The 26,677-nt window shown below is 52.4% G+C and carries 22 protein-coding genes and 4 pseudogenes; 4 read left to right on the top strand and 22 right to left on the bottom strand.

Features of this window, described 5'->3' with window-relative positions:
• Positions 1–18: 18 nt before the first annotated feature.
• The 13 genes and pseudogenes from ybgE to sdhC form a co-directional block, all read right to left on the bottom strand.
• Entirely contained in the window at positions 19–312 is a 294-nt protein-coding gene (ybgE, locus tag CS369_RS04770) for a cyd operon protein YbgE (protein WP_196906202.1), read from the bottom strand.
• Positions 309–431 (bottom strand): cytochrome bd-I oxidase subunit CydX, encoded by a 123-nt coding sequence (gene cydX, locus CS369_RS04765; protein ID WP_195314819.1) that lies wholly within the window; start codon positions 429–431, stop codon positions 309–311. The genes ybgE and cydX overlap by 4 nt, the downstream gene beginning before the upstream one ends.
• 15 nt (positions 432–446) lie before the next feature.
• Positions 447–1,586 carry a cytochrome d ubiquinol oxidase subunit II gene (gene cydB / locus CS369_RS04760; RefSeq protein ID WP_196906201.1) on the bottom strand — a complete coding sequence of 380 codons (1,140 nt, stop codon included), beginning with the start codon at positions 1,584–1,586 and terminating at the stop codon, positions 447–449.
• A gap of 13 nt (positions 1,587–1,599) precedes the next feature.
• Complete coding sequence (gene cydA, locus CS369_RS04755) at positions 1,600–3,171, bottom strand: cytochrome ubiquinol oxidase subunit I (protein WP_196906200.1); 1,572 nt, start codon at positions 3,169–3,171, stop codon at positions 1,600–1,602.
• Positions 3,164–3,436, bottom strand: coding sequence for a hypothetical protein (locus tag CS369_RS04750; RefSeq protein WP_196906199.1), 273 nt, complete (start codon positions 3,434–3,436; stop codon positions 3,164–3,166). The genes cydA and CS369_RS04750 overlap by 8 nt, the downstream gene beginning before the upstream one ends.
• Before the next feature lie 448 nt (positions 3,437–3,884).
• Entirely contained in the window at positions 3,885–4,757 is an 873-nt protein-coding gene (gene sucD / locus CS369_RS04745) for a succinate--CoA ligase subunit alpha (protein ID WP_196906198.1), read from the bottom strand.
• Positions 4,757–5,923 carry an ADP-forming succinate--CoA ligase subunit beta gene (sucC, locus tag CS369_RS04740; RefSeq protein ID WP_196906197.1) on the bottom strand — a complete coding sequence of 389 codons (1,167 nt, stop codon included), beginning with the start codon at positions 5,921–5,923 and terminating at the stop codon, positions 4,757–4,759. Before sucC ends, sucD begins: the two co-directional genes overlap by 1 nt.
• 155 nt (positions 5,924–6,078) lie before the next feature.
• Positions 6,079–7,299: a 2-oxoglutarate dehydrogenase complex dihydrolipoyllysine-residue succinyltransferase gene (gene odhB / locus CS369_RS04735; RefSeq protein ID WP_196906196.1), complete on the bottom strand. Its 1,221-nt coding sequence runs from the start codon at positions 7,297–7,299 to the stop codon at positions 6,079–6,081.
• A gap of 15 nt (positions 7,300–7,314) precedes the next feature.
• Positions 7,315–10,122 carry a 2-oxoglutarate dehydrogenase E1 component gene (gene sucA / locus CS369_RS04730; protein WP_196906195.1) on the bottom strand — a complete coding sequence of 936 codons (2,808 nt, stop codon included), beginning with the start codon at positions 10,120–10,122 and terminating at the stop codon, positions 7,315–7,317.
• Between the two features lie 312 nt (positions 10,123–10,434).
• The gene (locus tag CS369_RS04725; protein WP_196906194.1) at positions 10,435–11,148 is read right to left on the bottom strand and encodes a succinate dehydrogenase iron-sulfur subunit; all 714 of its coding nucleotides are present in this window, start codon (positions 11,146–11,148) and stop codon (positions 10,435–10,437) included.
• Between the two features lie 18 nt (positions 11,149–11,166).
• Positions 11,167–12,932, bottom strand: a pseudogene (gene sdhA / locus CS369_RS04720) (succinate dehydrogenase flavoprotein subunit).
• Positions 12,932–13,279 carry a succinate dehydrogenase membrane anchor subunit gene (gene sdhD / locus CS369_RS04715; RefSeq protein ID WP_196906193.1) on the bottom strand — a complete coding sequence of 116 codons (348 nt, stop codon included), beginning with the start codon at positions 13,277–13,279 and terminating at the stop codon, positions 12,932–12,934. The pseudogene sdhA and the gene sdhD overlap by 1 nt, the downstream one beginning before the upstream one ends.
• Positions 13,273–13,665, bottom strand: coding sequence for a succinate dehydrogenase cytochrome b556 subunit (gene sdhC / locus CS369_RS04710; protein ID WP_196906192.1), 393 nt, complete (start codon positions 13,663–13,665; stop codon positions 13,273–13,275). Before sdhC ends, sdhD begins: the two co-directional genes overlap by 7 nt.
• A gap of 649 nt (positions 13,666–14,314) precedes the next feature.
• Here sdhC and CS369_RS04705 point away from each other — a divergent pair.
• Positions 14,315–15,601, top strand: a pseudogene (locus CS369_RS04705) (citrate synthase).
• 58 nt (positions 15,602–15,659) lie between these two features.
• Here the strand turns inward: CS369_RS04705 and nei are convergent.
• From nei to CS369_RS04660, 9 genes and pseudogenes are all read right to left on the bottom strand, one after another.
• Positions 15,660–16,451, bottom strand: a complete 792-nt coding sequence (gene nei, locus CS369_RS04700; protein WP_196906191.1) for an endonuclease VIII — start codon at positions 16,449–16,451, stop codon at positions 15,660–15,662.
• Positions 16,452–16,489: 38 nt separating this feature from the next.
• Entirely contained in the window at positions 16,490–17,137 is a 648-nt protein-coding gene (gene pcp / locus CS369_RS04695; protein WP_196906190.1) for a pyroglutamyl-peptidase I, read from the bottom strand.
• Between the two features lie 74 nt (positions 17,138–17,211).
• Entirely contained in the window at positions 17,212–17,910 is a 699-nt protein-coding gene (gene pxpA / locus CS369_RS04690; RefSeq protein WP_196906189.1) for a 5-oxoprolinase subunit PxpA, read from the bottom strand.
• Positions 17,900–18,837 (bottom strand): annotated as a pseudogene (gene pxpC / locus CS369_RS04685) (5-oxoprolinase subunit PxpC). Before pxpC ends, pxpA begins: the two are co-directional and overlap by 11 nt.
• Positions 18,831–19,487, bottom strand: coding sequence for a 5-oxoprolinase subunit PxpB (gene pxpB / locus CS369_RS04680; protein WP_196906227.1), 657 nt, complete (start codon positions 19,485–19,487; stop codon positions 18,831–18,833). Before pxpB ends, pxpC begins: the two are co-directional and overlap by 7 nt.
• A 165-nt stretch (positions 19,488–19,652) precedes the next feature.
• Complete coding sequence (locus CS369_RS04675) at positions 19,653–20,396, bottom strand: type 2 GTP cyclohydrolase I (protein WP_196906188.1); 744 nt, start codon at positions 20,394–20,396, stop codon at positions 19,653–19,655.
• 8 nt (positions 20,397–20,404) lie between these two features.
• Positions 20,405–21,859, bottom strand: a complete 1,455-nt coding sequence (phrB, locus tag CS369_RS04670) for a deoxyribodipyrimidine photo-lyase (RefSeq protein ID WP_196906187.1) — start codon at positions 21,857–21,859, stop codon at positions 20,405–20,407.
• 22 nt (positions 21,860–21,881) lie between these two features.
• Positions 21,882–22,838, bottom strand: coding sequence for a DUF523 and DUF1722 domain-containing protein (locus tag CS369_RS04665; protein WP_196906226.1), 957 nt, complete (start codon positions 22,836–22,838; stop codon positions 21,882–21,884).
• Positions 22,839–23,042: 204 nt separating this feature from the next.
• Positions 23,043–23,249 (bottom strand): YbfA family protein, encoded by a 207-nt coding sequence (locus CS369_RS04660; RefSeq protein WP_196906186.1) that lies wholly within the window; start codon positions 23,247–23,249, stop codon positions 23,043–23,045.
• A 379-nt stretch (positions 23,250–23,628) separates the two neighbouring features.
• Between CS369_RS04660 and kdpE the strand changes: the two genes are divergently transcribed.
• The 3 genes and pseudogenes from kdpE to CS369_RS04645 all read left to right on the top strand — a co-directional run bounded on the left by kdpE (position 23,629) and on the right by CS369_RS04645 (position 26,604).
• Complete coding sequence (gene kdpE, locus CS369_RS04655; protein WP_196906225.1) at positions 23,629–24,312, top strand: two-component system response regulator KdpE; 684 nt, start codon at positions 23,629–23,631, stop codon at positions 24,310–24,312.
• Between the two features lie 112 nt (positions 24,313–24,424).
• Positions 24,425–24,852: pseudogene (locus tag CS369_RS04650) on the top strand (EamA family transporter).
• Between the two features lie 1,125 nt (positions 24,853–25,977).
• Complete coding sequence (locus CS369_RS04645; protein ID WP_196906185.1) at positions 25,978–26,604, top strand: LuxR C-terminal-related transcriptional regulator; 627 nt, start codon at positions 25,978–25,980, stop codon at positions 26,602–26,604.
• The last annotated feature ends 73 nt before the right edge of the window (positions 26,605–26,677 follow it).

Raw genomic sequence — 26,677 nt, 5'->3', positions numbered from 1 at the left:
ACGGAATAGAAAGTAATACTAGCGAAAGAAGTAAATAAGCCCTGCGAGCAGGATCACAAAGCCAGGAAAAGGCGCAAAAATCACGCGCCACAGCAAGCGTTGCTGGCGAAACCCTACCCCGTATATCACACCGGTACAAACGGCCCATACCAGCAACGGGCCTTGCCACACTTCCAACGCGCTGGTGCGTGCAGCAAAGCGTGTCGGGTCCCACATCACACAGCCCGCCATCAGCAACGCCATGAGCAGGGCAAGAACCCGTAACGGGCCCTTGTCCATCAGTTGGTAGAGTTTATCAACCAGACTGCTCATTGCGCGTTGTCTTCTGCCGCTTTCGCTTTAGTTGCTTCACTCTGCTCTAGCGCCAGAGCGGTAATAATACCTAGCGAGCAAGCAAGAAGCGTTCCGAGTATCCAGGCAAAATACCACATCATTAAGCTCCTTACTTAGTACAGAGAGTGGGTGTTCTGTTCAATATGCTCTTTGGTAATGCGACCGAACATTTTGTAGTAACACCATGCCGTATAAGAGAGCACGATGGGTACAAAAATAATGGCGACGATCGTCATCACTTTCAGCGTGTACAGGCTTGAGGTGGCATTCCACATGGTCAGACTCACGTTCGGTTGCGTGATGGAAGGCATCACAAACGGGAACATGGCAACCCCAGCGGTCAGGATAACGCAGGCGATAGTCAGCGAGCTGAACAGGAAAGCCAGGCCGCCCTTGTTCGCACGTGCCTTCGCAATGGTCAGCAGCGGCAGCACAAAGCCTAGCAACGGGATAGCCCACAGTACCGAATGCGCAGTGAAGTTAGCCAACCAGGCCCCGTCCTGATGCACCACTTCTTTGTGCAGCGGGTTAGACTCAGCCGCCTTGTCCAACACGGAGGTAATGGTAAAACCATCAATACCGTAGATCACCCACACACCGGCCAACGCAAAGGTCACCATCATCACTAACGCCGACAGTTGAGCCGCACCTTTGGAGCGCACATACAGATCGCCATTGGTACGCATCATCAGGTAGGTAGCACCTTGCGCCAGAATCATGGTCAGGCTGACAACGCCTGCCAACAGGCCAAACGGGTTCAGCAGTTGGAAGAAGTTACCGGTGTAGAACAGGCGCGCATTGGCATCGATATGGAACGGTACGCCCTGCAACAGGTTACCGAACGCCACACCAATCACCACTGGCGGCACAAAGCTACCAATGAAGATGCCCCAGTCCCACATATTGCGCCAGCGCGCGTCTTCCAGTTTGGAGCGGTAGTCAAAACCGATCGGACGGAAGAACAGCGATGCCAGCACCAGGATCATTGCGATATAGAAACCGGAGAATGCGGCGGCATACACCATCGGCCAGGCAGCAAATAGCGCCCCGCCCGCGGTGATCAGCCACACCTGGTTACCGTCCCAGTGCGGAGCGATACTGTTAATCATGATACGGCGTTCTACATCATTACGCCCCATCACGCGCACCAACACGCCAACCCCCATATCGAAGCCGTCAGTGATAGCGAAACCGATCATCAGCACGCCAATCAACAGCCACCAGATAAAACGTAATACTTCATATTCAAACATAGTGGACTCCTGTTTACCGTGCGTCCTGAGCCAGCGTCAACGGCTGTTCAAAGTGGTAACGCCCTGTTTTCAGGCTGCTTGGGCCGAGGCGAGCGAATTTGAACATCAGATACATTTCGGCGACCAGGAACAGCGTATACAAACCGCAGATCAAACCCATCGATAGCAGGATGTCACCCGCCGTCAGCGAAGAGTTCGCTACCGCCGTGGGCAGCACTTCACCGATAGCCCACGGTTGGCGACCGTACTCGGCAACAAACCAACCAGCTTCAACCGCAATCCACGGTAATGGAATACCGAACAAGGCAGCACGCAATAACAGCTTGTTTTTACCGATACGGTTTCTGATAACGCTCCAGAACGACAGGCCGATAATCAGCAGCATCAGCACGCCACAGGTCACCATGATGCGGAACGAGAAGTAGAGCGGTGCAACGCGAGGAATAGAGTCCTTAGTTGCCTGCTGAATTTGTGCTTCAGTCGCATTAGCAACGTCCGAGGTGTAACGTTTGAGCAGCATGCCGTAACCCAGATCCTGTTTGGACTGGTTAAAGGCTTCACGCACAGCCGGATCGGTATTACCCGCGCGCAACTGCTCCAGCAACTCATACGCTTTCATGCCGTTGCGAATACGTACCTGGTGACCATCCATCAGTTCACGCAGCCCCAGTACCACGCCGTCCGTCGAACGCGTGGCAATAAGCCCCAGCATAAACGGAATGCGCACAGCGAACTGGTTCTCCATTCTCTCCTGATTGGGAATGGCGAACAGCGTAAAGCTGGCAGGTGCCGGTTGGGTTTCCCACTCGGCTTCAATCGCGGCCAGTTTGGTTTTTTGTACGTCGCCCATTTCATAACCGGATTCATCACCCAGTACGATAACGGACAGCACAGCCGCGGTGCCGAAGCTGGCAGCAATGGCAAATGAGCGTTTGGCAAAGGCCAAATCACGGCCCTTAAGCAGATAGTAAGCACTGATGCCCAGAATGAACATGGCACCCGTGGTGTAACCGGCAGCGACGGTATGAACGAACTTCACCTGCGCAACCGGGTTCAACACCAGTTGTGAGAAGCTCACCATTTCCATACGCATGGTTTCAAAATTGAATTCAGAAGCGATGGGGTTTTGCATCCAGCCGTTTGCAACCAGAATCCACAGCGCGGAGAAGTTAGACCCCAACGCCACCAACCAAGTCACGGCCATGTGTTGCACTTTGCCCAGGCGATCCCAGCCAAAGAAGAACAAGCCAACAAACGTTGATTCGAGGAAGAACGCCATCAGGCCTTCGATAGCCAGCGGCGCGCCGAAAATGTCCCCGACATAGTGGGAGAAATAGGACCAGTTAGTACCGAACTGGAACTCCATGGTCAGCCCGGTGGCCACGCCCAGCGCAAAGTTGATACCAAACAACTTGCCCCAGAACTTGGTCATATCCTTGTAGATTTGTTTGCCCGTCAACACATAGACCGTTTCCATGATCGCCAACAAAAACGCCATCCCCAGCGTTAATGGTACGAAAAGGAAATGGTACATCGCGGTTAAGGCAAACTGTAAACGTGACAGTTCGACTATTATATCAAACATCTTGACTCCTTGCTCCTCGCAGGAAGGTTTTAGCTTGTAAATGCAAACAAGCCGCTAAACACTCAAAAAGAACACAATAGAAAATTGCTTCAGAACCGGCTTTTATAAACAGCGAGAGTTCACCGTTAAACCAATAACACGCCAAAGAAAACACGTTAAAAATAGCTAAAAAAGATACCACAAACAGGGTAGCGGCTATATTACGCCTGTAATCCCCTACAATAAATAGGTTTTTACGTGACACAGATTGTGTTTTTGGTTTCAAATCAACTTTCCCCTTTCGGCGCACCTTTGGTGAAAATTGATGTGGCGCAATTTAAGCGTATTTCCCCACTGATAGCCAGCTTAAGATTTTGATCTGACGCAAATAGCATGCTCAATGTTAATTTCTGGTTTACCAGGTTTTCGCCATACGATTACTTGTTAAATAAATGTATAAATAGACTTAACAATAACATCAATTAGCAAACCAATTTTAGACTTGCTCGCGCAGATTTAATTTAACGCACTATCAAGCGTAGATGATTTAATCATAACCACATTGTTTAAATTGTTAATTTAATGTTGCTATTGTTAATATATTGAGCGATGAGTTAATAACGGTTCTTAATTATTTTTTGTTTTCATCTTTTATTACTGTACCGGAAATAAAAAAGGGCCATCCAAAGATGGCCCATGTTGCTATGAGTACAGCACGCACTTATGGCTAGGAACTAACGGGCCAACACAACTTTCACGGCATCGCCGATATCCGCCAGGCTGCGCACCGTTTTCACGCCAGCCGCTTCCAGCGCCGCGAATTTATCATCCGCCGTACCTTTACCACCCGCAATGATGGCACCTGCATGGCCCATGCGCTTGCCCTTCGGTGCCGTCACACCGGCGATGTATCCTACCACCGGTTTGGTGACATGCGCTTTGATATAGGCTGCCGCTTCCTCTTCCGACGTACCACCGATTTCACCGATCATCACGATGGCCTCGGTTTGTGGATCCTGTTCGAACAACGCCAGAATATCGATAAAGTTGGAACCCGGAATCGGGTCACCGCCGATACCGACACAGCTTGACTGACCAAGCCCGGTGTCGGTGGTCTGTTTCACCGCTTCGTAGGTCAGCGTTCCTGAACGAGAAACGATCCCCACCTTGCCCGGTTTGTGAATATGGCCGGGCATAATGCCAATTTTGCACTCACCGGGGGTGATAACACCCGGACAGTTAGGCCCAATCATCCGCACGCCGCTTTGTTCCAGCTTCACCTTCACGGTCAACATATCCAGCATCGGGATACCTTCAGTGATGCAGATGACCAGTTCAATTCCCACATCAATCGCTTCCAGAATCGAGTCTTTGCAAAACGGTGCCGGGACGTAAATCACCGAAGCCGTCGCGCAGGTCGCTTCCACCGCTTCGCGCACGGTATTGAACACCGGTAAGCCCAAATGTTCTGTGCCGCCCTTACCGGGCGTCACCCCGCCCACGAGCTTGGTACCGTAAGCAAGTGCTTGCTCAGAGTGGAAGGTGCCTTGGCTGCCGGTGAATCCCTGGCAAATGACTTTAGTGTGCTTATCAATCAGAATAGACATTATTTACCCTCCGCTGCCTTCACAACCTGCTGAGCTGCATATGTCAAACTGGTGGCGGCGATGATATTCAGGCCGCTGTCTGCCAGTTTCTTGGCACCGAGTTCCGCATTGTTTCCTTCCAGGCGCACCACCACAGGTACGTTAACGCCCACTTCGGCTACCGCACCGATGATGCCGTCAGCAATCAGATCACAGCGCACGATACCGCCAAAGATATTGACCAGTACCGCTTTCACGTTGTCGTCGGAGAGAATGATTTTAAAGGCTTCGGTCACACGCTCTTTGGTTGCACCACCCCCCACATCCAGGAAGTTGGCCGGCGCACCGCCATGCAGCTTGACGATGTCCATGGTGCCCATGGCGAGACCCGCACCGTTCACCATGCAACCAATGTTGCCATCGAGCGCCACATAGTTCAGTTCCCACTGTGCGGCATGCGCTTCGCGAGAATCTTCCTGGCTCGGATCGCGCATTTCGCGCAGCTCCGGCTGGCGGAACAGCGCATTGCCGTCAGCGCCGAGTTTCCCGTCCAAACAGACCAGATCGCCCTGCTTGGTGATCACCAGCGGGTTAATCTCCACCAGTGCCAGATCGCGTTCGAGGAACAGGGTCGCCAGCCCCATGAAAATCTTGGTGAACTGCACCACTTGCTTGCCTCTCAGCCCCAGTTTAAAGGCCAACTCACGCCCCTGATAAGGCTGTGGGCCGGTCAATGGGTCGAGCGCGGCTTTATGAATCAGTTCCGGCGTCTCTTCCGCCACTTTTTCAATTTCAACCCCACCTTCGGTCGAGGCCATAAACACCACACGACGCGTAGCGCGATCGACCACGGCACCGAGGTAGAGTTCTTGATCGATGTCGGTTGCAGCTTCCACCAGAATCTGATGCACAGGCTGGCCTTGCGCATCCGTTTGGTAGGTAACCAAACGTTTGCCCAGCCAATTTTCCGCAAACGCGCGGATATCTTCTTTGCTGCTCACCACTTTTACGCCGCCCGCTTTACCGCGGCCACCCGCATGTACCTGGCATTTCACTACCCACGGACCGGCACCAATTTTCGAGGCGGCCTCTTCTGCTTCGCGCGGCGTGGCGCAGGCATAACCGGTCGGCACCGGCAGGCCATATCGAGCAAAGAGTTGTTTTGCCTGAAATTCATGTAAATTCATGATGTTCTATCCATCTCGGTTTGAAGATAAGTCGCATGACTTTCTTGATATTATTGGATAACGCCGCCAAGGGCGGCTGCATAGCACAAAGTAAACCAATACCTTTACCGTATGACCACCGCTCGGCAGGCGGCGGCGGTCTACGCCATCACGCGCTATACATCAAGCAGCAGGCGTGTTGGATCTTCCAGCATCTCTTTTACCGTGACCAAAAAGCCCACGGATTCACGACCATCGATCAACCGGTGATCGTAAGAAAGCGCCAGATACATCATCGGCAGAATCACCACCTGACCATCCACGGCCATCGGTCTGTCTTTAATGGCATGCATGCCCAGAATCGCACTCTGTGGCGGGTTGATGATGGGGGTGGACATCAGGGAGCCGAACACACCACCGTTGGTAATAGTAAAATTACCGCCGGTCAGTTCTTCTACCGTCAGCTTGCCATCGCGCCCTTTTACTGCGAGATCTTTGATTTTCTTCTCAACGTCAGCCATGCCTAACGCATCAACATCGCGTAGCACTGGCATAACCAGACCGCGCGGCGTGGAGACGGCGATACTGACATCAAAATAGTTGTGGTACACCACATCTTCGCCGTCGATGGAGGCGTTCACCTCAGGGTAGCGTTTCAGCGCTTCGACCACGGCTTTGATGTAGAACGACATAAAGCCCAGACGCACGCCGTGGCGTTTTTCAAACGCTTCGCCGTACTGCTGACGCAAATCCATAATCGGTTTCATGTTGACTTCGTTAAAGGTCGTCAACATGGCGGTACTGTTTTTCGCTTCGAGCAGGCGTTCAGCAACCCGCTTACGCAGGCGCGTCATTGGCACGCGTTTTTCGCTGCGATGAGCCAACGCCGGTGCAGCATCTGCGGCTTTCTCTGCTTTTTTGTCGCTGCCGCTGGCAGCCTGCGCTGCCAGATGTTTTTCGACATCTTCACGCGTGATACGGCCACCCACGCCACTGCCTTTAATCGCAGCCGCATCCAGACCGTGCTCACCGATCAGGCGACGAATCGCCGGACTGAGCGCGTCGCTGTTCTCTTCGGTCAACCCTGCAGTATGGCGCTGGGCAGGGGTAGACTCTTTGCTCTGCGCTTTTTCGCTGGTTTCCTTGCCGGAGCTATCGCCACGGCGCAGACGCCCAAGAATTTGGCGCGATGTCACCGTAGCGCCTTCGTTTTCCAGCACGGCATCCAGCACACCCGCTTCTGGTGCAGGCACTTCCAGCACCACTTTATCCGTTTCAATTTCGACCAGCACTTCATCACGCTGGACGCTGTCACCCGGCTTTTTGTGCCAGGTCGCCACGGAAGCATCAGCTACCGATTCGGGAAGGTCAGGGACAAGAATATCTACGCTACTCATTATCTATCCTTTTATTTAATCAACGTTCAGCGTGTCGTTAACCAGATCTTGCTGTTGTTTCTGATGCACAGACATATAACCGACCGCTGGAGAGGCGGAGGCCGGGCGTCCGGCGTAACGCAAAGACGCTCCAAAGGGAATCACTTCGCGGAAATGGTGCTGGCTGCAATACCATGCCCCCTGATTGAGCGGCTCTTCCTGACACCAGACAAAATCATGTACGTGCGCAAACGGCGCTAACGCCGCCTGCACCGCCTGCTGCGGGAACGGGTAGAGTTGTTCGATGCGCACTATCGCCACGTTGTTCTGTTCATTCTTACGACGCTGTTCCAATAAATCATAGTAGACCTTGCCGGAACAGAGCACGACGCGCTTCACTCCTTGCGGATCAAGTTCGTCAATTTCACCGATAGCCGGCTGGAACGCGCCGTTTGCCAACTCTTCCAGCGAAGAGATCGCCAGCGGATGGCGCAACAGCGATTTCGGTGACATCACCACCAGCGGACGACGCATACCGCGTAGCGCCTGACGACGCAACATATTGTAAACCTGCGCCGGAGTGGACGGAATGCACACCTGCATGTTTTGCTCGGCACACAGTTGCAGATAACGTTCGAGGCGCGCTGAGGAGTGCTCGGGCCCTTGGCCTTCATAGCCATGCGGCAGCAGCATCACCAGGCCGCACATGCGTCCCCACTTCTGCTCACCGGAGCTGATGAACTGATCGATCACCACTTGAGCACCGTTGGCGAAATCACCGAACTGTGCTTCCCAAATGGTCAACGTGCGTGGCTCTGCCGTGGCGTAGCCGTATTCAAACGCCAGAATCGCCTCTTCGGACAACACCGAGTCCCACACGTTAAAGGTGCCCTGCGCATTATGCACATGTTCCAGCGGCGTGTAGCTCGAGCCATTCTTTTGGTTATGCACCACGGCATGGCGGTGGAAGAAGGTGCCACGACCACTGTCTTCACCAGAAATACGAATAGGAATGCCATCATCCACCAGCGTGGCGTAGGCCAGGGTTTCCGCGCCACCCCAATCGAAGGGTTTGTTACCCAGCGCCATTTCGGCACGATCGGCGTACACCTTGACGACGCGCGGATGCATTTCAATGGATTTCGGCACTTCACTGATGCGTTTTGCCAATTCTTGCAGGCGTTTCATCTCCACCTTGTGCGGATAAGGCTCATCCCACTCGTGGTTCAGGTAAGGCGTCCAGGTGAAGGATTGCATGTCCATTTCACGCCACTCTTCCACCACGCATTCTCCTGCATCCAGCGCGTCGCGATACAGGTTAACCTGCTCGGTGGCGTCCTCTAGCGTGATGCTTTTTTCCAGTTCCAGGCGATCGGCATACACTTTGCGCTGCGTCGGGTGTTTTTTGATCTTCTGGTACATCATCGGCTGCGTAGCACTTGGCTCATCCGCTTCGTTATGACCATGACGGCGATAGCAAATCAGGTCAATAAACACATCGCGTTTGAATTCATTACGGAAATCCAACGCCAGGCGCGTCACATAAGCGACTGCTTCCGGATCGTCAGCGTTAACGTGGAAAATCGGTGCCTGCACCATCTTGCCAATGTCGGTGCAATATTCCGTAGAACGAATATCCAGCGGGTTGGAGGTGGTAAAACCGATGCGGTTGTTGATAACGATACGCAACGTACCGCCCACTTCATAGCCGCGCACGGTGGACATGTTCAGCAGTTCCTGCACCACACCCTGCCCGCTGATGGCCGCATCGCCGTGAATGGTCACCGGCAACACGCGCGGACCGCTCTCACTGCTGAGACGATCGAGGCGTGCACGCACGGAACCGGTCACCACCGGGCTGACAATCTCAAGGTGCGAGGGGTTAAACGCCAACGCCAAATGCACCAGACCGCCTTCGGTGGCAAATTCGGACGAAAAGCCCTGATGGTATTTCACATCACCGGTACCGAGATGCTCTTTATGCTTACCGGCAAATTCATCGAACAAATCCTGCGGCTTTTTCCCCAACACGTTAACCAGAACATTGAGGCGGCCACGGTGCGCCATGCCCAGCACCACTTCACGCGTGCCGTTGTTGCCCGCACGGCGGATCATCTCTTTGAGCATCGGCACCAGCGCATCGCCACCTTCCAGCGAGAAGCGTTTAGCACCCGGGTATTTGGCCCCTAAATAGCGCTCCAGCCCTTCCGCCGCCGTCAGCTCTTTCAGGAAGCGACGTTTCTCTTCCAAACTGAAAGAAGGCTGGCCGGTAATGGATTCGATACGCTGCTGAATCCAGCGTTTCTCATCGGTGCTGGTGATATGCATGTATTCGGCACCGATAGAGCCGCAGTAGGTGCGCTTCAAGGCGTCATACAATTCACCGAGCTTCATGGTCTCTTTGCCGATGGCGAAAGAGCCCACGTTATAGGTGTCCTGAAGGTCATCAGTCGTCAGGTTATGGTAAGCCAGATCCAGTTCTGCAACCGGCGCTTGCGGGCGTAAATCGATCGGGTCTAGCTTGGCTTGCTGATGTCCACGGAAACGAAACGCGTTTATCAGCTGCAATACTTTGACCTGCTTGGCGTCAATGTCAGGATCGGTCACAGAGGAGCTAAAGCGCGAAGCGTCTTTCGCCAGACGACGGAAATAGTCGCGCGTTTTGGAATGCAGTTGATCGGGTTTGACCCCCGCCGTAGGCAACTGCTGGAAGATAGACCGCCAGCTAAGATCGATAGAATCCGGATCGGTTAAAAAATCTTCATAGAGCTGTTCTATGTAGGACTGGTTCGCGCCCGCCAGATAGGAGGAATCCAGCCAGGCCTCCATTGCTCCGTTCTGCATTATGATCCCTTAAGCTAATAAGCTTCAGTTTTCGCCGTGGTTAACATGTCCTGTGCCGTAAAAAAATCAGGCACCGTAAACGGTTCATTCCCTGTCAGATTCGCAGGGCCAGGGTGTCCTTCCCCTTTAAGGAACCTTTAAAAACCGGTTTGGCGCACAAGCCCGTTTTTAAAGGTTTCCTATCATCCCCCCCGCAGCGAGCCAGGGGGATAATCATGTTACGTCTTACCACTGCACAATACGGCAGTTTTACCTCTGCGCCGCGCCGTAATTTCTCTGCGCGGCGGCGCTTACGCTGTTTCGCGGTGCGCCTTAGGCACTGCGTTGCAACAACATCGATTTGATGTGACCAATCGCCCGCGTTGGGTTAAGGCCTTTCGGGCAGACATTAACGCAGTTCATGATGCTGTGGCAGCGGAATACGCTGAATGCATCATCCAGCGAATCCAGGCGCGGCTTGGTTTCCGTATCACGGCTGTCGATCAGGAAACGGTAAGCTGCCAGCAGCCCCGCCGGGCCCACAAATTTATCCGGGTTCCACCAGAACGACGGACAAGACGTAGAACAGCAGGCGCACATGATGCACTCATACAATCCATCCAGCTTGGCACGCTGGTCCGGTGACTGCAAATGTTCGCGTGCCGGTGTATTCTGCCCATTATTCAACAAGTAAGGCTTTATTTTCTCATATTGGGCATAAAACTGTCCCATGTCCACCACCAAATCACGGATTACCGGCAATCCCGGCAGCGGACGGATAACAATTTTACCTTTGGCCCGTTGCAGCGCCGAGACTGGCGTGATGCAAGCCAGCCCGTTTTTGCCGTTCATGTTAAGGCCGTCAGAACCACGCACTCCTTCACGGCAAGAACGGCGGGCCAGCGTAGGATCTTGCTCTTTCAGTTGGATCAGCGCGTCAAGCAGCATCATGTCGCGCCCTTCTTCCGCCTCCAGGGTGTAATCCTGCATGTGCGGCGCATCATCGACATTCGGGTTATAGCGATAAATTGAAAATTCAAGTTTCATCGTGCCATCTCCGCGACATTAATAAGTACGTATTTTCGGCGGAAACGCCGGACGTAATTTAGGCTGCATGTTCACCTCACGGCGCGTCATGCTCTCGTGTTGCGGCAAATACAACGAATGACACAACCAGTTTTCATCATCGCGATCCGGATAATCGAAGCGGCTATGTGCTCCGCGACTTTCGGTGCGGTAATTGGCGAAGACGGCCGTGGCATAGGCCGTTTCCATCAGGTTATCCAACTCGAGACACTCAATGCGCTGGGTATTGAACTCCGTAGAAGTGTCATCAAGGCGCGCATTTTTCAGACGCTCGCGAATCACCTTCAGCTCTTCCAACCCTTTCGCCATTGCATCCCCTTCACGGAACACCGAGAAGTTGTTCTGCATGCAGGATTGCAATGCCTTGCGGATTTCCACCGGATCTTCTCCGGTACGGTTATTGTTCCAGCGATTCAGACGTTCCAGCGCAGCCTCGACATCGCTGTCACTGGCATCGCGCAGTTCACCCTGCTCTTGCAATGATTCTTGTAAATGCATGCCCGCAGAGCGGCCAAACACCACCAGGTCGAGCAACGAGTTACCACCCAGACGATTAGCACCGTGCACGGAAACGCAGGCAATTTCACCGACGGCGAACAGCCCCGGCACCACCACATCTTCGCCCTTTTCATTGACCGTCAACGCCTGGCCGCTCAGCTTGGTGGGAATGCCTCCCATCATATAGTGGCAGGTGGGGATGACCGGAATCGGTTCTTTCACTGCATCGACATGCGCAAAGGTGCGCGACAGTTCCAGGATGCCCGGCAGGCGTGATTCTAGCACCTCTTTACCCAGATGATCGAGTTTCAACTTGGCATGCGGGCCCCATGGACCGTCGCAGCCGCGCCCTTCACGGATTTCAATCATGATGGAACGCGCAACAACATCACGCCCAGCCAAATCTTTGGCGTTAGGCGCATAGCGCTCCATAAAACGCTCACCGTGCTTGTTGAGCAGATAGCCCCCTTCGCCACGGCAGCCTTCAGTGACAAGTACGCCCGCGCCCGCAATCCCGGTCGGGTGGAACTGCCACATTTCCATATCCTGCACCGGCACACCGGCGCGTAATGCAATGCCGACGCCGTCACCGGTATTGATGTGGGCATTGGTAGTAGATTGGTAAATTCGGCCTGCACCACCGGTAGCCAGTACCGACGCGCGTGCTTTGAAATAAACCACTTCGCCGGTTTCAATACAGATGGCGGTACAACCTAATACGGCACCATCCTGATTTTTAACCAGATCCAGCGCATACTATTCAGAAAAGATGGTGGTGTGGTTTTTCAGGTTTTGTTGATAGAGGGTATGCAGCAGGGCGTGTCCGGTACGGTCTGCCGCCGCTGCGGTACGCGCTGCCTGCTCACCCCCGAAATTCTTCGATTGCCCGCCGAACGGACGCTGATAGATGCGACCGTCATCCAGGCGAGAGAAAGGCAGCCCCATGTGCTCCAGTTCCAGAATGGCTTCCGGGCCGGTTTTGCACATGTATTCGATGGCATCCTGATCGCCAATATAGTCCGACCCTTTTACGGTATCGAACATGTGCCATTCCCAGTTATACTCATGGGTATTGCCCAGTGCCACGGTAATACCACCTTGAGCAGACACAGTGTGCGAACGCGTAGGGAACACCTTGGACAGCAGCGCACAGGAAAGGCCCATTTGGGAGATTTGCAACGCAGCGCGCATACCTGCGCCGCCTGCGCCGATAACAACGGCATCAAATTGCCAATTGGTAAATTCATCACGCACCCCACACCACAACGGTTCCATAAATAACGTACACCAGCAGCGCCACCACGATGGCTAGTTGCAATATCAGACGCAACGCCAGCGGCTTGATGTAGTCAGTCAGCACTTGCCACATCCCTATCCAAGCATGAACCAGGATGGCGAACAGCATCAGCAGCGTGAACACTTTGGTGAGGGGCATCGCGAAGAAACCGCGCCAGACGGGATAGGTGATATCCCCCGCCGTCGCGATAAACCCCACGAGATAAATCACGTAGAGCACGATAACAATGGCAGAAGTGCGAATGAGTAGCCAATCGTGAACGCCATTACGTCCTAATGCAGAAGCATTGCTTACCATACGAGGACTCCAGCCAGTAGTGAAAGCACGACGGTAATGATAAAAGAGAGCCTTGCGGAACGATTTCCCGACACGAGCTCTTCTTCCAGAAAGCCAAAATCCATCATCAGATGGCGTAATCCGCCAACAATGTGGTAGGCCAGCGCGGTGAGGATGCCCCACAGAATAAATTTAACAATCACGCTATCCAGAATGGCCGCGGCGTACAGGAACCCCTCTTCTGAAGCAAGAGAGTGCCCGAGCAGCCACAGCAGGATGCCGACGGCCACAAAGGTAATGACGCCAGAGACACGGTGAAGAATTGAGGCTATCGCAGTTACGGGAAACTGAATCGTTTGCAGATCCAGATTAACAGGCCTTTGTTTTTTTAAAGAATTTCCCCACACGCCTTTATTATTTTTCGTTCCTCCGGACCTGTAACTAGGTCAGACAGCGCGAAGAATGCAGCCACATGCTTCCGGGTGATACGTTGGCCTTAACGTCAACATCCCATGTTAAACGGCATATGACTTATTCACGCTGGGTGCTCCTACTTCAGGGGGTTCCGGAGACCTGACGCGAGTATAAGTACTTCACAATCTTATTACAATTAGCCCACAAATTGTTTAGTGACATTTCGGCTAAACAGTGAGTGAGATCACTTATTTCACATTTTATATAAAATTAACCAACTAATTTGACATATATTAAACAATTAAATTACAAATAGGGCTGTAATCTGAAAGTCGCCCGTTAAAGAATTCAAGATAGGCTTTCCCAAGCGACATAACTTGTGTAACAGTGGAAAGTCGAATTCCACGTAGAAAGTCATGTTAATGAATAGAGTAGACTAGAATTTAGAGAATCGTTACTAACCAGAAGAACACGGTTTTCCTTTGATGGGGTGGTGAGCCCGGCCACTGCCCGATGCTGTACCCTGATAGATGCAAATGACAAGACTTCGGCGTTTGGCCGAGTTTCTCTGTTCGGTGTACAGGCATAACGGTATTTCTTCGGTGATAAATTTTTAAAATTAAAGCGCTAAAGAGACTGTAAATGGCTGATAAGAAAGCGACTCTTACCCTAAATGGTAAAGAGCCCATCGAGCTTGATGTGTTGTCCGGCACGCTTGGGCAAGACGAAATCGATATCCGTAGCCTCGGTTCCAAAGGCTTTTTTACGTTCGATCCGGGATTTACTTCCACGGCGTCTTGCGAATCCAAAATCACCTACATTGACGGTGATAAAGGCGTGCTGCTGCATCGCGGCTTCCCTATCGACCAATTAGCAGAGAAACCTACTTATCTGGAAATCTGCTATATTCTGCTGTTCGGCGAAGCACCAACGGCCGAGCAGTATGACACCTTCAAAACCACAGTAACCCGTCACACCATGATCCACGAACAGATTACGCGTCTGTTCCACGGTTTTCGTCGCGACTCTCACCCGATGGCGGTGTTGTGCGGCGTAACCGGTGCATTGGCGGCGTTCTACCACGATTCACTGGATATCAGCATTGAGCGTCACCGCGAAATCGCCGCGTATCGCCTGCTGTCCAAAATGCCGACCGTGGCTGCCATGTGTTACAAATACTCCCTCGGTCAGCCGTTCGTTTACCCGCGCAACGACTTGTCCTACGCCGGCAACTTCCTGCATATGATGTTTGCTACGCCGTGCGAAGAGTATGTGGTGAATCCGGTACTGGAACGCGCAATGGATCGCATCCTGATCCTGCATGCCGATCATGAACAGAACGCGTCCACCTCGACGGTGCGTACCGCAGGTTCTTCCGGCGCAAACCCGTTTGCCTGTATCGCTGCGGGCATCGCGTCTCTGTGGGGACCGGCGCATGGCGGTGCCAACGAGGCCTGTCTGCGTATGCTGGAGGAGATCAACTCAGTTGAGCATATTCCTGAATTCGTCAGACGCGCCAAGGACAAGAACGACTCTTTCCGTCTGATGGGCTTCGGCCACCGGGTATATAAAAACTATGACCCGTGTGCCACCGTGATGCGTGAAACCTGCCATGAAGTGCTTAAAGAGCTGGGCATGAAAGATGACCTGCTGGAAGTGGCCATGGAGTTGGAGCACATTGCGCTCAACGATCCCTACTTTATCGAGAAGAAACTCTACCCCAACGTGAATTTCTACTCCGGTATCATCCTGAAAGCGATGGGCATTCCGTCTTCCATGTTCACCGTGATCTTCGCGATGGGACGTACCGTCGGCTGGATTGCTCACTGAAACGAAATGCACGACGACGGCTTGAAGATTGCACGTCCGCGCCAACTATATACCGGCTACGACAAACGCGACTTCACCTCTTCGCTCAACAATCGCTGAGCATCATCAGCGCAGCAAATACTCCGAAAGCCGGGATTTTTCCCGGCTTTTTTACGTCTCAATGCTGGCAATGTGGGCACCAGAAAAACGGGCGCGACGAGAGCATGGTGCGCACGATGGGATGCCCGCAGCGCTCACAGGGTTTTCCTTCACGGTCAAAAACGTTGAAACGGAACAATGCGCCGTGATGGTGATTGTCATCCACCGTTCCCCGCGTGTGATAGGAAAGGCGCGGCAGTGATAATAACGCGTCGCTCAGTGCGGCCAGTTGCCCCTCATCCAACGTCATCGCCGTGTGCTGCGGTGACAGCGCAGCGTGCCATAAAATCTCCGCGCGCAAATAGTTGCCCAGTCCTGCTAAAAAAGCCTGATCGAGCAACAAGCCACTCAGGCGACGGCGGCGAAACCGCTCGCTTAACAATCGGGTCTGTACCTGCTGCGGTGTGACGCGCATATCGAGCACATCAGGGCCAATACGCTGCAAGAAAGGATGTGTCTCAAGCGCATCCGGCGTGAGCATGGCAATATCTGAGGCGCTATACAACAGAATCGCACGGTGTTGCGTTTCCAGACGAACGCGCAAATCGCGTTTGGTATCGGGCACCACGCCCGTATCAACGACACGCCACAGGCCATAAAGCTGGTTATGAGTATAAAGAATCCGCCCAGTAGAAAAGTAGGTGAGCAGCGCTTTACCGCGCGTTTCCAGCTTTTCAATCCGCTGTCCTGTCAGCTCTGTTTCATAAGGTTTTAATTCAGGGAAAGCAAACCACACCCCGGTTAACGGGTCCCCTGCCACCGCCGCGGCTAATGCGTCGGCGGCACGGCGGATCTCTGGCCCCTCAGGCATCAATATCTCCTTTCCCGTCGCGGAATTTTCCCCGAAAGTTAATGCGTCGTACCGCCAGAAATCATCGCGTCTTGCTGCTGGGTCACGGCGACAGCAATCATGGCAACCAACGCCTCAGTTACCATAGCAATCGGCATTGATGGCTCCCCGGGATGGCGCGCCGCCTGCTGCGGTGCATAAGGGATATGAACAAACCCACCGCTGGCCGCACCGGGACGTAGTGCCAGCGCGTGCAATAAGCCGTACATCACATGGTTGCACACGAAGGTGCCTGCGGTGTGGGACACCGAGGCAGGAATACCCTGCTCGCGTAATGCGTTAACCATCAATTTGATCGGCAAGGTGGAGAAATAGGCGTCTGGGCCACCTGCAATTACGGGAGTATCAATCGGTTGCTTGCCGTGATTGTCAGGGATACACGCATCGTTGATATTGATGGCAACCCGCTCGACGGTGATCTCGGCGCGGCCTCCGGCTTGACCCACAGCAAGCACGCAATCAGGCTGGTGCTCAGCCAGCGCGGCGTTGAGCTGCTGCAAAGCAAGGTCGAACACGCAGGCTAACTGGCAGGTCATCACCCGCGCACCTGCAATCTCACGCCCTTGTAATACCTTTACCGCTTCCCAGGAAGGGTTAATGGCTTCGCCATCAAAGGGTTCAAACGCCGTCACCAATACGGTTTTCATGATTGATATTCACTCATTTTGCTTGGGCTGCGTAATTACGCAGCCCTGACCTGAATCTGGTGCTCATTGAAACATTAACGCAACTTGCGCGCAAACAGCAGCGCATGATCGCCGTCGCCATGAAGACAAACCGTATCGGCCTCTACATCAACCCAGGTACCATCACTGGCCCGCACCCGGCAACGTTTAATCATCTCCAGCGTTTGCGCCAGCGCCAACTCATCACTTTTGATCAATGCGGCAGGTTGGTCGCGCGGCACCAGCGTGCCATCCGGCAGGTAACTGCGATCGGCAAACACCTCCTGCCGAGTTGCCAATCCCAGACGCAGCCCCGCGTGAATCAGTTCACTTCCCGCTAGCCCTAACAACCGCAACGCCGGATTCACCGATTTGACTGCACGCGCAATCGCATCGGCCAGCATAGGATCGCGCGCAGCCTGGTTATACAGCATGCCGTGCGGTTTGACATGCGTCAGCCTGCCGCCTTCAACCGCCACAATCGCACTTAACGCACCGAGTTGATACACCACCTGCGCGAAGACCGTGTCTGCGGATACCGACATCGCTTTGCGGCCAAAGTTTTCCCGATCCAGAAAGCTGGGGTGGGCACCCAGTGCCACGCCGTAGCACATCCCCCAACGCACCGACTGGCGCATGGTTTGAGCATCTCCTGCATGAAACCCGCAGGCGATATTGGCAGACGTGACTAACTGTAATAGCGCTTCATCATTGCTGCCGCCTTCACCCAGATCGGCATTTAAATCAATAATCATTGAGCCTCCACGCCAGTTGTTCCAGATAACGCCGCTGCGCCTCTGACGCACGCAGGGCATCGTCCAGCGTGCAGGGAATGAAATGTATCGGTTCACCGAGCCGAATCTGCGCCAGATGGAATAAATCCGCTTCAATCACACAGGCAATGCAATGCGTGGGTAGCCACCGGTGGTCTGCGCATCTGCCAGCAACAAGATCGGTTGACCACTGTGCGGCACCTGAATCACCCCCGGCAGTACGCCATGAGAAAAAAGCTCTCGCGGCGTTATGCGTGTCAACGCAGGTCCCTGTAGCCGATACCCCATACGGTTACTCTGCGGACTCAGTTGCCACCCTGTTCGCCAGAACGTGTCGCGCGCTTCTTCACTGAATTCATGATATTCCGGCCCGGGAAGCACCCGTACCCGATTACTGAACAGAATCTGCTTGATGCCCACAGGCTTATGCGGCTTGCGGTAGGCGGCCTTTTTCAGTGGAAGCGTATCACCATCCTGAAGCGGGCGACCAAGATAACCACCAAACCCGGCTTTCAAATCGGTACAGAGTGACCCAAGTACGTCTGGCAGTCCCAGGCCACCAGAAATAGCCAGATAACTGCTCATGCCCCGGCGCGGCATGCGCATCCTGAGCGTTTGACCCGCTTTCACATGAAAGCGCCAACCGGTCCAGACCGGTTTCCCGTCGAGCTCGGCGTGACAGTCAGCTCCCGTCAACGCAATCCAGCAGGGAGACGTAAAGGTCGCCGCGAGTTTTCCGAGCGTAATTTCCAGCCCAGCTTCGAACATCGCGTTACCCACCAACAAATTAGCGATGCTTAGCGCTGGTGTGTCCAACGCACCAGACTGACTGATGCCCAGATGCCGCAGATGATGACGCCCGGCATCCTGCACCGAAGTATGCAGCCCGGCATGAATGATCTTTAGCATAGGCCCTCCGGTTGCGGCACAAAGCGCACATTATCACCCGGGCGCAGCAACGTGGGTGGCTCCGCGCTCGGATCGAACAGCGCAACTGACGTTCGGCCAATCAACTGCCACCCTCCGGGGGTTGCCAACGGGTAAATACCGGTTTGTCGACCACCGATACCGACACTGCCAGCGGGCACACTCAGGCGCGGCTCTGCACGCCGTGGAGTATGAAGGTGCTCTGGCAACCCCGCCAGATAAGGAAATCCCGGTTGAAAACCCAGAAAGTACACCACGTAATGCGCCGCAGCATGCGCCTCCACCACCTGACGAGGAGAAAGCTGGCAATGCTCCGCCACCTGCAACAAATCCGGGCCAGCGTCGCCGCCATACACCACCGGAATCGTGATATCCCTCGCTTCGATCGTTACCGATTCACTCTCTTCCCACCAGCGCTGCAAACGTTCGATAGCATCGCGTGCCGCCTGCTGCAGGTGGGTTAACACCACCGTCAGGTTATTCATCCCAGGGATCGCCGCCTCAACCGCTTCATACTGTTGAAGACGTTCAGCCAGCCCCCAGATACGCTGTTGGCTTTGCAGTGACAGCGGACGCTCCAACTCCAGCACCACGGCCCGCTCGCCCAATAAGTAGCACCGCGCTCGTTGCACGCTCTTCTCCCCATCGCGGTAGGGCATTGCCATGCCGCCTTGATTCGCACCTCGCCCGACACTCTCTGGCGATAAGGTTTCTTAATAGACAAGCAAGAAAGATGCCACTTATTTCCCACTAAACTTTTTATATTATTTTTTAAAAAAATAGTGGGTTGATAAACACTAGGCGGGATTGGGGATATCAACAAAGGTCACATCAAACCCATGCTGCTGTGCCAACCACTCCCCTAGTGCCTTAATACCGCCACGCTCCGTTGCGTGATGGCCTGCCGCATAGAAATGCAGCCCCATCTCGCGCGCGATATGAATCGTCTGTTCAGATACTTCCCCGGTGATGAACGCCTCCACGCCAAAGCGCGCAGCTTGCTCAATAAAGCCCTGGCCACCACCAGAGCACCAGGCCAAGCGTGTTATCTGCGACGGTGCATTATCCCCACAATGCAGCACGGAACGCCCCAATCGCGTTTCCAGACGCTCACGTAACGCCTCACCACTCACAGGCTGAGACAGCTCGCCATAAGGCAGCAGTTGCTCAATCTCACCCAACACGGTGATGTCTAGCAACGCCGCCAGACAGGCGTTATTGCCTAGCTCGGGGTGCGCGTCCAACGGCAAATGATAGCCATACAGGTTGATATCGTTCGCCAGCAATGTTTTCAAGCGGCGCCGCTTCATGCCGGAAATAACCGGAGACTCGTTTTTCCAAAAATAACCGTGGTGTACCAGCACGGCATCGGCCTGTTGAGCAACGGCCACATCCAGCAATGCCTGCGAGGCCGTTACCCCGGTGATAATCCGTTGCACGTTTTCACGCCCTTCAACCTGCAACCCGTTAGGCGCATAATCCTGAAATGCAGCCACATTCAGTTGCTGATTGATCACTGTTTCCAATTCGCTGTTGCGCATAACGCTCCTTAATATGCCTGATACTGGCCTTTTTCCTGCGACGCTTTCGCAGCTTCAAAAGCCTCCAACGTCATTTGTCTGGCCTGCTTATGATCGACCATCGGCGTGGGATAATCCAAGGTCCGCCCTTGCCGCTCGGCCCAGCGATGCGGCTGGTGAATATCGCTGTCTGGCACCTCTGCCAGTTCAGGCACCCATTGGCGGATAAACGCCCCTTGCGGATCGAAACGCTCACCCTGAGTGGTCGGATTAAAAATACGAAAATAGGGCGCAGCGTCCGTACCCGTAGAGGCCGCCCACTGCCACCCGCCATTGTTCGCCGCCAAATCACCGTCCAGCAGTTGAGAAATAAAATAGCGCTCCCCTGCCCGCCAGTCGATAAGCAAATCTTTTACCAGAAAACTGGCGCAGACCATGCGTAACCGATTATGCATCCATCCGGTGCCGTTCAGTTGACGCATCGCGGCATCGACAATCGGAAAGCCAGTTTTACCCTGTTGCCAGGCTGTCAGCGCTTTTTCGTCTTGTCGCCATTGCACCTGCTGCGTCCACTCCACAAACGGGTAGTGTTTACACAAACGCGGCCAGGCAACCAGCAGATGGCGATAAAACTCACGCCACACCAGCTCGCTCAACCAGGTAAATGCCCCGCCGTCAGACTGCTCTAACAGAGTGGGATGCTCTGCACGCAGGCGATTAAAGCACTGGCGCGAGGAAAGGACGCCCAATGCCAGATAAGGCGAAAGCAGGCTGGTGCCTTGCTGTGCGGGATAATCACGCTGTTGGTCATAATCCGCCACGGTAGATTGGCAAAACTGGCGTAATCGTGCCAACGCGGCCTGTTCGCCCGCCGGAAACAGCGTCTCGTCAACCGCCTGTTGAGGGTAATCGAAGGGGGTCAACGCAGCCAATTTCCCTATGTCTACATTGGCGCGCTTTTTCGGCGCAGGGAAGCAGGTAACCTCCATCTCCAGCAAACGCTGAATAAACGCTTTGCGAAACGGTGTAAAGACTTTGTACATCTCCTGTTTTCCCGTCACCAGACTGCCTGGCGCTAGCAGTACGCTGTCATCAAACCCCTGACACACCACCTGCCCGCACAGTTTGGCTTCCAGCGCGCGATCCCGTTCACGTTCATTGATTTCGTACTGGTAATGATAAAACAGATGCGAAACATGCTGCTTTTTACAAAACGCATCAACGGCTTCAACTGCCTGATGAAAGTCGTCACATTGTTGATAAAACAGGGGAATGCTTTTATCTGCCAACGACTGTTGTAATGCCTGGAGATTCTGTAGCAAAAACGTCGCCTGTCGCGGAGCCATGCCGTGCGCTTGCCATTGGCCTGGCGTGGCAATATAGAGCGCGATGGCCTTGGCATCGGGGCTCTGACAGGCCGCATGCAGCGCGGAATGATCGGTAATCCGTAAATCATGGCGAAACCAGACCAGATGCGTGGTCATAATTGATCCTTACTGGAAAACATTAGTGGCCATAGCGTAAACGCAAAGCTTCGGGATAGGGGTCAAAGTAGCGCTGCTGCGCCAGATAATCATCAGGGTATTCGGTCATGTAATGACGCAACAGCGTCATCGGTGCCAGCAGCGGTTGCACACCTTGCCGATAACGATCGATTAAGTTGGCCAGCTCCTGACATTGTTGGGAGGTAAGGTGGGGACGAAAATAACCCTGAACGTGCATCAATACATTGGTATGGTTGCGACGCGATGCGGGATGCGATAACAAGCGCATAAAACGCAGCCGGTATTCCGTGGCAAAAGCTTCCAGCGTCGGCCATTGCGCCATGCCTGCGACAAAGGGTCCCAGTTCTCGATATTCGGGCTGCGAGTGCGCCAGTAACAACAATTTATAACGACTATGGAACGCCATCAGTGCACCACGCGACAACCCCTGCTGCCAGATCTGCTGCAATTCATGCAAGGCATAAACCCGGGCAATAAAGTTTTCTCGCAGTACAGGATCGCTCAAGCGCCCATTCTCCTCTAACGGCAACCACGGCATATGCCGTTTCAGCTCCTGCACAAACAGCCCTTCTCCACTTTTTCGGGCATTTTTTCCCTGACAGTCATAGACCTTTACCCGTTCCATTCCGCAACTGGGGGATTTGGCACACAGGATAAAACCGCATAGTTCGCTCAACGATGCCATTTTTTGCTCGGAAAACGCGAGCATCTCATCGGTGATATCGATGCCAGAACCGTTGCTGGCACAGAGCCGAATACCCTGCTTACCCGCGTTAACCAGTCGCAGCGTGGGGCGTGGTACCGGTAATCCGACCGCCATTTCGGGGCATACTGGCTGAAAATGGCAATAAGGCGCTAATTGATCAACAGCGAAGTCAAAGCGCTTATGCCCTCCGTCAAACCGCACTGGCGCACCGAGCAAACATGCACTTATTCCAACAGGAATAGGAGCTGACATCATAAACGCTCTCCCGTTCGTCAACATTCCCTCAGCATAGCGGATTTCAAGCGGCTACGGAGCACAACGACGAAGATCGAGCGAAAACAAAAATCAAGGCGTATCAGAGGGAAAAGGAAAGGGAACAAAAAACAGAGCTACTGACCGAGGGGATTTAGAGGTCAGTAGCGCACAATGATGTTTTTTACTTAATCGCAGCGCAGCTTAGAAAAAATCATCGGCTGCCGCTTCTGATTGCGCCATCCAGACTGGCTGATCGCTGGTTTTCAACCAAACACGGTGCAGATAGCTGTAAAAGCGGGCGCGATCGGTACGAAACAGAATCACAGGCAACGCCAGTAAACCGAAAGCAACAACAGCAACGCGACGCAGGAGAACGCGATACAAGGGATAAGCAGTATAAATCGACATAGCGATCCTCCTTCATCAGTGAGCAGCCACTGCAACGACCTTGCTCACAAAATCAGCATAACGATGAATAACTGCTCAAAATAGTACCGCTTTTGCTGAAACTTCACTACTCATCGGACCAGAAAAAGATCGTGTTTTCGTCATTTTTCCCGAACATTCTGTTATAGAGTTACAAAACGGTTAATGAATTACATTTAATGTATAAAACAATATTGCGTTTATTAGCTTTCTATCCGTTCCTGCTGCCCTGATCGCTTCCCATCATCCGAAAGGCTTTTGTCGCAAACGCGTGGAAATATATGATAGCGTCATAAAGTATCATTTAACGTCGTGCAGACGGCTCAACACCCGCAGCAATGAGACAGAAAGAGTAGATGCCCTGCTATCTGCTAGCGTTTTGATCATAGAAGATGAAAGAGAGATCCAGCACTTTGTACGCAGCGCGCTGGAAAGCGAAGGGCTGCGCGTTTTTGATGCACAGACCTTGCAACGTGGCCTGCTGGAAACCGCTACCCGCAAGCCTGATCTGGTGATTCTCGATCTCGGATTACCTGACGGTGATGGCACCCTTTACCTCCGCGATGTTCGCCAGTGGAGCAGCGTGCCGATTATTGTGTTGTCCGCGCGCGGTGATGAACGGGATAAAATCGACGCTCTGGATGCAGGTGCTGACGATTATCTCGCCAAGCCGTTCGGGATTGGTGAGTTACTGGCCCGTGTGCGCGTTGCACTGCGCCGCCACGGTGCTAACGCGATGGAAAGCCCGGTGGTGACATTCGGCAGCATTACCTTTGATCTCAGCCAGCGTTTAGTCAGCCGAGACGGCAAAACACTGCATCTGACGCCTACGGAATTCAAATTGTTGGCACTGCTGCTGGCGAATGCGGGCAAAGTGCTAACGCAGCGCCAACTGCTGGTACATGTTTGGGGACCCAACGCAGTGGAAAGTAGTCATTATCTACGCATCTATATGGGAAACCTGCGACAAAAGCTGGAAAGCGACCCCACACGACCTCGTCACTTTATCACCGAAACCGCCGTGGGTTACCGTTTTATGCCTTGAGCGACCGTACTGAATTAACAGCGGATAACACTGGTTATCCCCCCTGAGCAGGCGTAACATCCCACGCTCATTCTGTTGATCTCCCTCCTGAATTTTAATGCTGAGGCTCATCATGAGTAGCTGGTTACTTTATGCATTGCTCTCCTCCCTGTGTGCCGCCGCAGTGGCTCTGTTTGGTAAAGTGGAATTGCAAAATCTTGACGCCAATACAGCAACTGCGGTTCGTGCCGTGGTGATGGCGCTGTTTTTGGTGGGCGTTGTGGTAGTGCAAGGAAAAACAACCATGATCGGTGAAGTGCTTGCCAACAAAAAAGCATTGACATTTATTCTGTTAAGCGGAGTTGCAGGAGCGCTTTCCTGGTTATTCTATTTTTTGGCATTGAAAAGTGGTAATGTGGCTCAGGTTGCTCCCATTGATAAACTTAGCGTTGTGTTTGCTGTTATTTTGGCAGCCGTGCTACTTGGAGAGAAATATCGCTATTAGGCGGCGTTGGCGTAGCCATGATATCCGTTGGTGCACTACTGGTTGCATTAGGTTGAGGGTTTCCCTCAGCTTATGCAGAGGGCTTGTAAAAAGAAGGAACAACAGACCGTTAGCAACAGGTTTAGATTAAGAAAATCTCATCGTATGACAACCGAGGTTCCTTCTCTTTTCATGTAAGCGACATATTGAATAAAATATAAATTGAGAATGCTGTTTATCCCTGCCAGTGAAATAAAAATAAAGATCATATTTATTTCTCAAGCAATTTATTTTTTCTTTATAAACATGCGTCATCATTAAATAAAAAGAATCACTCTTTCTTTTAGTATTGATTTTTTTCAACGAACGAACTGCACATGATTTATACTGAATAAAAAAATTTTTTCTGTCCATATCGCTGTCCCATGAGATAAGAATTAAAAAAGTACTCTGCGGTATAACAGACTAACACTGTCATATACCAGTTGATGTTACTTTTGCCTGCAATTGACCTTACGTTAGGGGGACGGGCCTCAACCAGTATGCTTGGTACACGAACGCTGCACTGTGTACCAAGCATACGCAGGGAAAAGCCTTCTCAATACTGAGAGCGTCGGTTTTACCGTTAATGGTTACAAATATGCGTAATGATAATATCCAATAAACGATAAACGAAAGGCAAACCAATAAAAAAACACGCCCTCCATTAGTAGCGATACTCGATAAAAACTGATCATCGACTGACTGAGCAAACGATTACCATTGAAAACCTCAATGAATACCTTTCACTTTTATCTCTTCAGAAAAAAAGACACATCATAGAACAAAAAAGATATAAATCTCAAAACCATTTTCATTTTAAGAAAATGATTACTATTCATATGTTTTGCTACGGATATCGCACGGTTACAATGAGTGTGATTTCAAAGGATAACAGTTACACAACGACTAAACAAAAAAAATGGACATTAGAGAAAACCATGATATTAGATATTAATACAAAACGCTGGAGACCAAGAGAGAGATTAATCCGCGAACATAAATTCTCATAAAACCAGATAATAAAATAAACACAAGGAAGTTTTTACATCAATCATTTATTAACTCACCATCGATGAATGTATTCACTCTACATAGAATCTAGGTGCATTTGCCCATGCAGACATTTTTTCGGGAACAACCGGTTAAATAGGTACTAGACGATGGAAAAAACTGTTGTGCTCCTTCATTTTGATCGCTATTTTACTGTCGGCCTTGGACACCTCATCCATCAATGGTTCCATACCCAAAAACTTGAGGCCAATATTCAACATACCACTGAGCAACTTGAACAAGCGGATATTATTTTCACCACAGCGACTCAGCACGCACCGCGCTGGTGGCGCCAATTTCGCCGCAAACGGCGTGCTACCTTACTTTTCTTGCTGGTAAAACAGAAGAACACGCTCTGCTGTGGTTATGAAGACGGACAGCTAGCGCTAGGCGATCCACCAGAAACGCTGTCCGCGTTGTTAAATACCTTCATTGCCAGCCCTTCATCGTCTGGGATTCCATCCCACGTACAGAGATATAATATCATGCAGTGCCTCAGTCCACGCGAACGGGAGGTATTATGGGGCTACAAACAGGGACTAAATAACAGTAAAATCAGTGAGATATCTGGAATATCCATTAAAGCCATCAGCGCGTACCGTAATCACGCGATGCAGAAGCTGATGCTGAAAAACCATGCAGATCTCCACGAGTGGTTACACAGTATTGCCGCCGAGAACCTTTCCTGCTATTTCAAGCAGAAAAGACAAAGGACGCACAGTGCGTCCTCAGTCTGATGGCAAAGTCACTTTTCCCCCTGTCATCCTCGGCAAAAGCCGGGAATGACGGTGAGTGTAGTGCTGTTTGTCA

Origin of the sequence: Candidatus Symbiopectobacterium sp. 'North America' (assembly GCF_015762685.1) — a bacterium.
In the GTDB taxonomy this organism is placed as follows: Bacteria; Pseudomonadota; Gammaproteobacteria; order Enterobacterales; family Enterobacteriaceae; genus Symbiopectobacterium.
The sequence above is the reverse complement of the archived record's forward strand: the minus strand, read 5'-3'. Positions and strand labels throughout refer to the sequence as shown.

Excerpts from the sequence above, each read along its gene's own strand:
- ybgE (WP_196906202.1), bottom strand. The coding sequence starts at position 312 with ATGAGCAGTCTGGTTGATAAACTCTACCAACTGATGGACAAGGGCCCG.
- cydX (WP_195314819.1), bottom strand. The coding sequence starts at position 431 with ATGTGGTATTTTGCCTGGATACTCGGAACGCTTCTTGCTTGCTCGCTA.
- cydB (WP_196906201.1), bottom strand. The coding sequence starts at position 1,586 with ATGTTTGAATATGAAGTATTACGTTTTATCTGGTGGCTGTTGATTGGC.
- cydA (WP_196906200.1), bottom strand. The coding sequence starts at position 3,171 with ATGTTTGATATAATAGTCGAACTGTCACGTTTACAGTTTGCCTTAACC.
- sucD (WP_196906198.1), bottom strand. The coding sequence starts at position 4,757 with ATGTCTATTCTGATTGATAAGCACACTAAAGTCATTTGCCAGGGATTC.
- sucC (WP_196906197.1), bottom strand. The coding sequence starts at position 5,923 with ATGAATTTACATGAATTTCAGGCAAAACAACTCTTTGCTCGATATGGC.
- odhB (WP_196906196.1), bottom strand. The coding sequence starts at position 7,299 with ATGAGTAGCGTAGATATTCTTGTCCCTGACCTTCCCGAATCGGTAGCT.
- sucA (WP_196906195.1), bottom strand. The coding sequence starts at position 10,122 with ATGCAGAACGGAGCAATGGAGGCCTGGCTGGATTCCTCCTATCTGGCG.
- CS369_RS04725 (WP_196906194.1), bottom strand. The coding sequence starts at position 11,148 with ATGAAACTTGAATTTTCAATTTATCGCTATAACCCGAATGTCGATGAT.
- sdhD (WP_196906193.1), bottom strand. The coding sequence starts at position 13,279 with ATGGTAAGCAATGCTTCTGCATTAGGACGTAATGGCGTTCACGATTGG.
- nei (WP_196906191.1), bottom strand. The coding sequence starts at position 16,451 with ATGCCTGAGGGGCCAGAGATCCGCCGTGCCGCCGACGCATTAGCCGCG.
- pcp (WP_196906190.1), bottom strand. The coding sequence starts at position 17,137 with ATGAAAACCGTATTGGTGACGGCGTTTGAACCCTTTGATGGCGAAGCC.
- pxpA (WP_196906189.1), bottom strand. The coding sequence starts at position 17,910 with ATGATTATTGATTTAAATGCCGATCTGGGTGAAGGCGGCAGCAATGAT.
- CS369_RS04675 (WP_196906188.1), bottom strand. The coding sequence starts at position 20,396 with ATGCGCAACAGCGAATTGGAAACAGTGATCAATCAGCAACTGAATGTG.
- phrB (WP_196906187.1), bottom strand. The coding sequence starts at position 21,859 with ATGACCACGCATCTGGTCTGGTTTCGCCATGATTTACGGATTACCGAT.
- CS369_RS04665 (WP_196906226.1), bottom strand. The coding sequence starts at position 22,838 with ATGTCAGCTCCTATTCCTGTTGGAATAAGTGCATGTTTGCTCGGTGCG.
- CS369_RS04660 (WP_196906186.1), bottom strand. The coding sequence starts at position 23,249 with ATGTCGATTTATACTGCTTATCCCTTGTATCGCGTTCTCCTGCGTCGC.
- CS369_RS04645 (WP_196906185.1), top strand. The coding sequence starts at position 25,978 with ATGGAAAAAACTGTTGTGCTCCTTCATTTTGATCGCTATTTTACTGTC.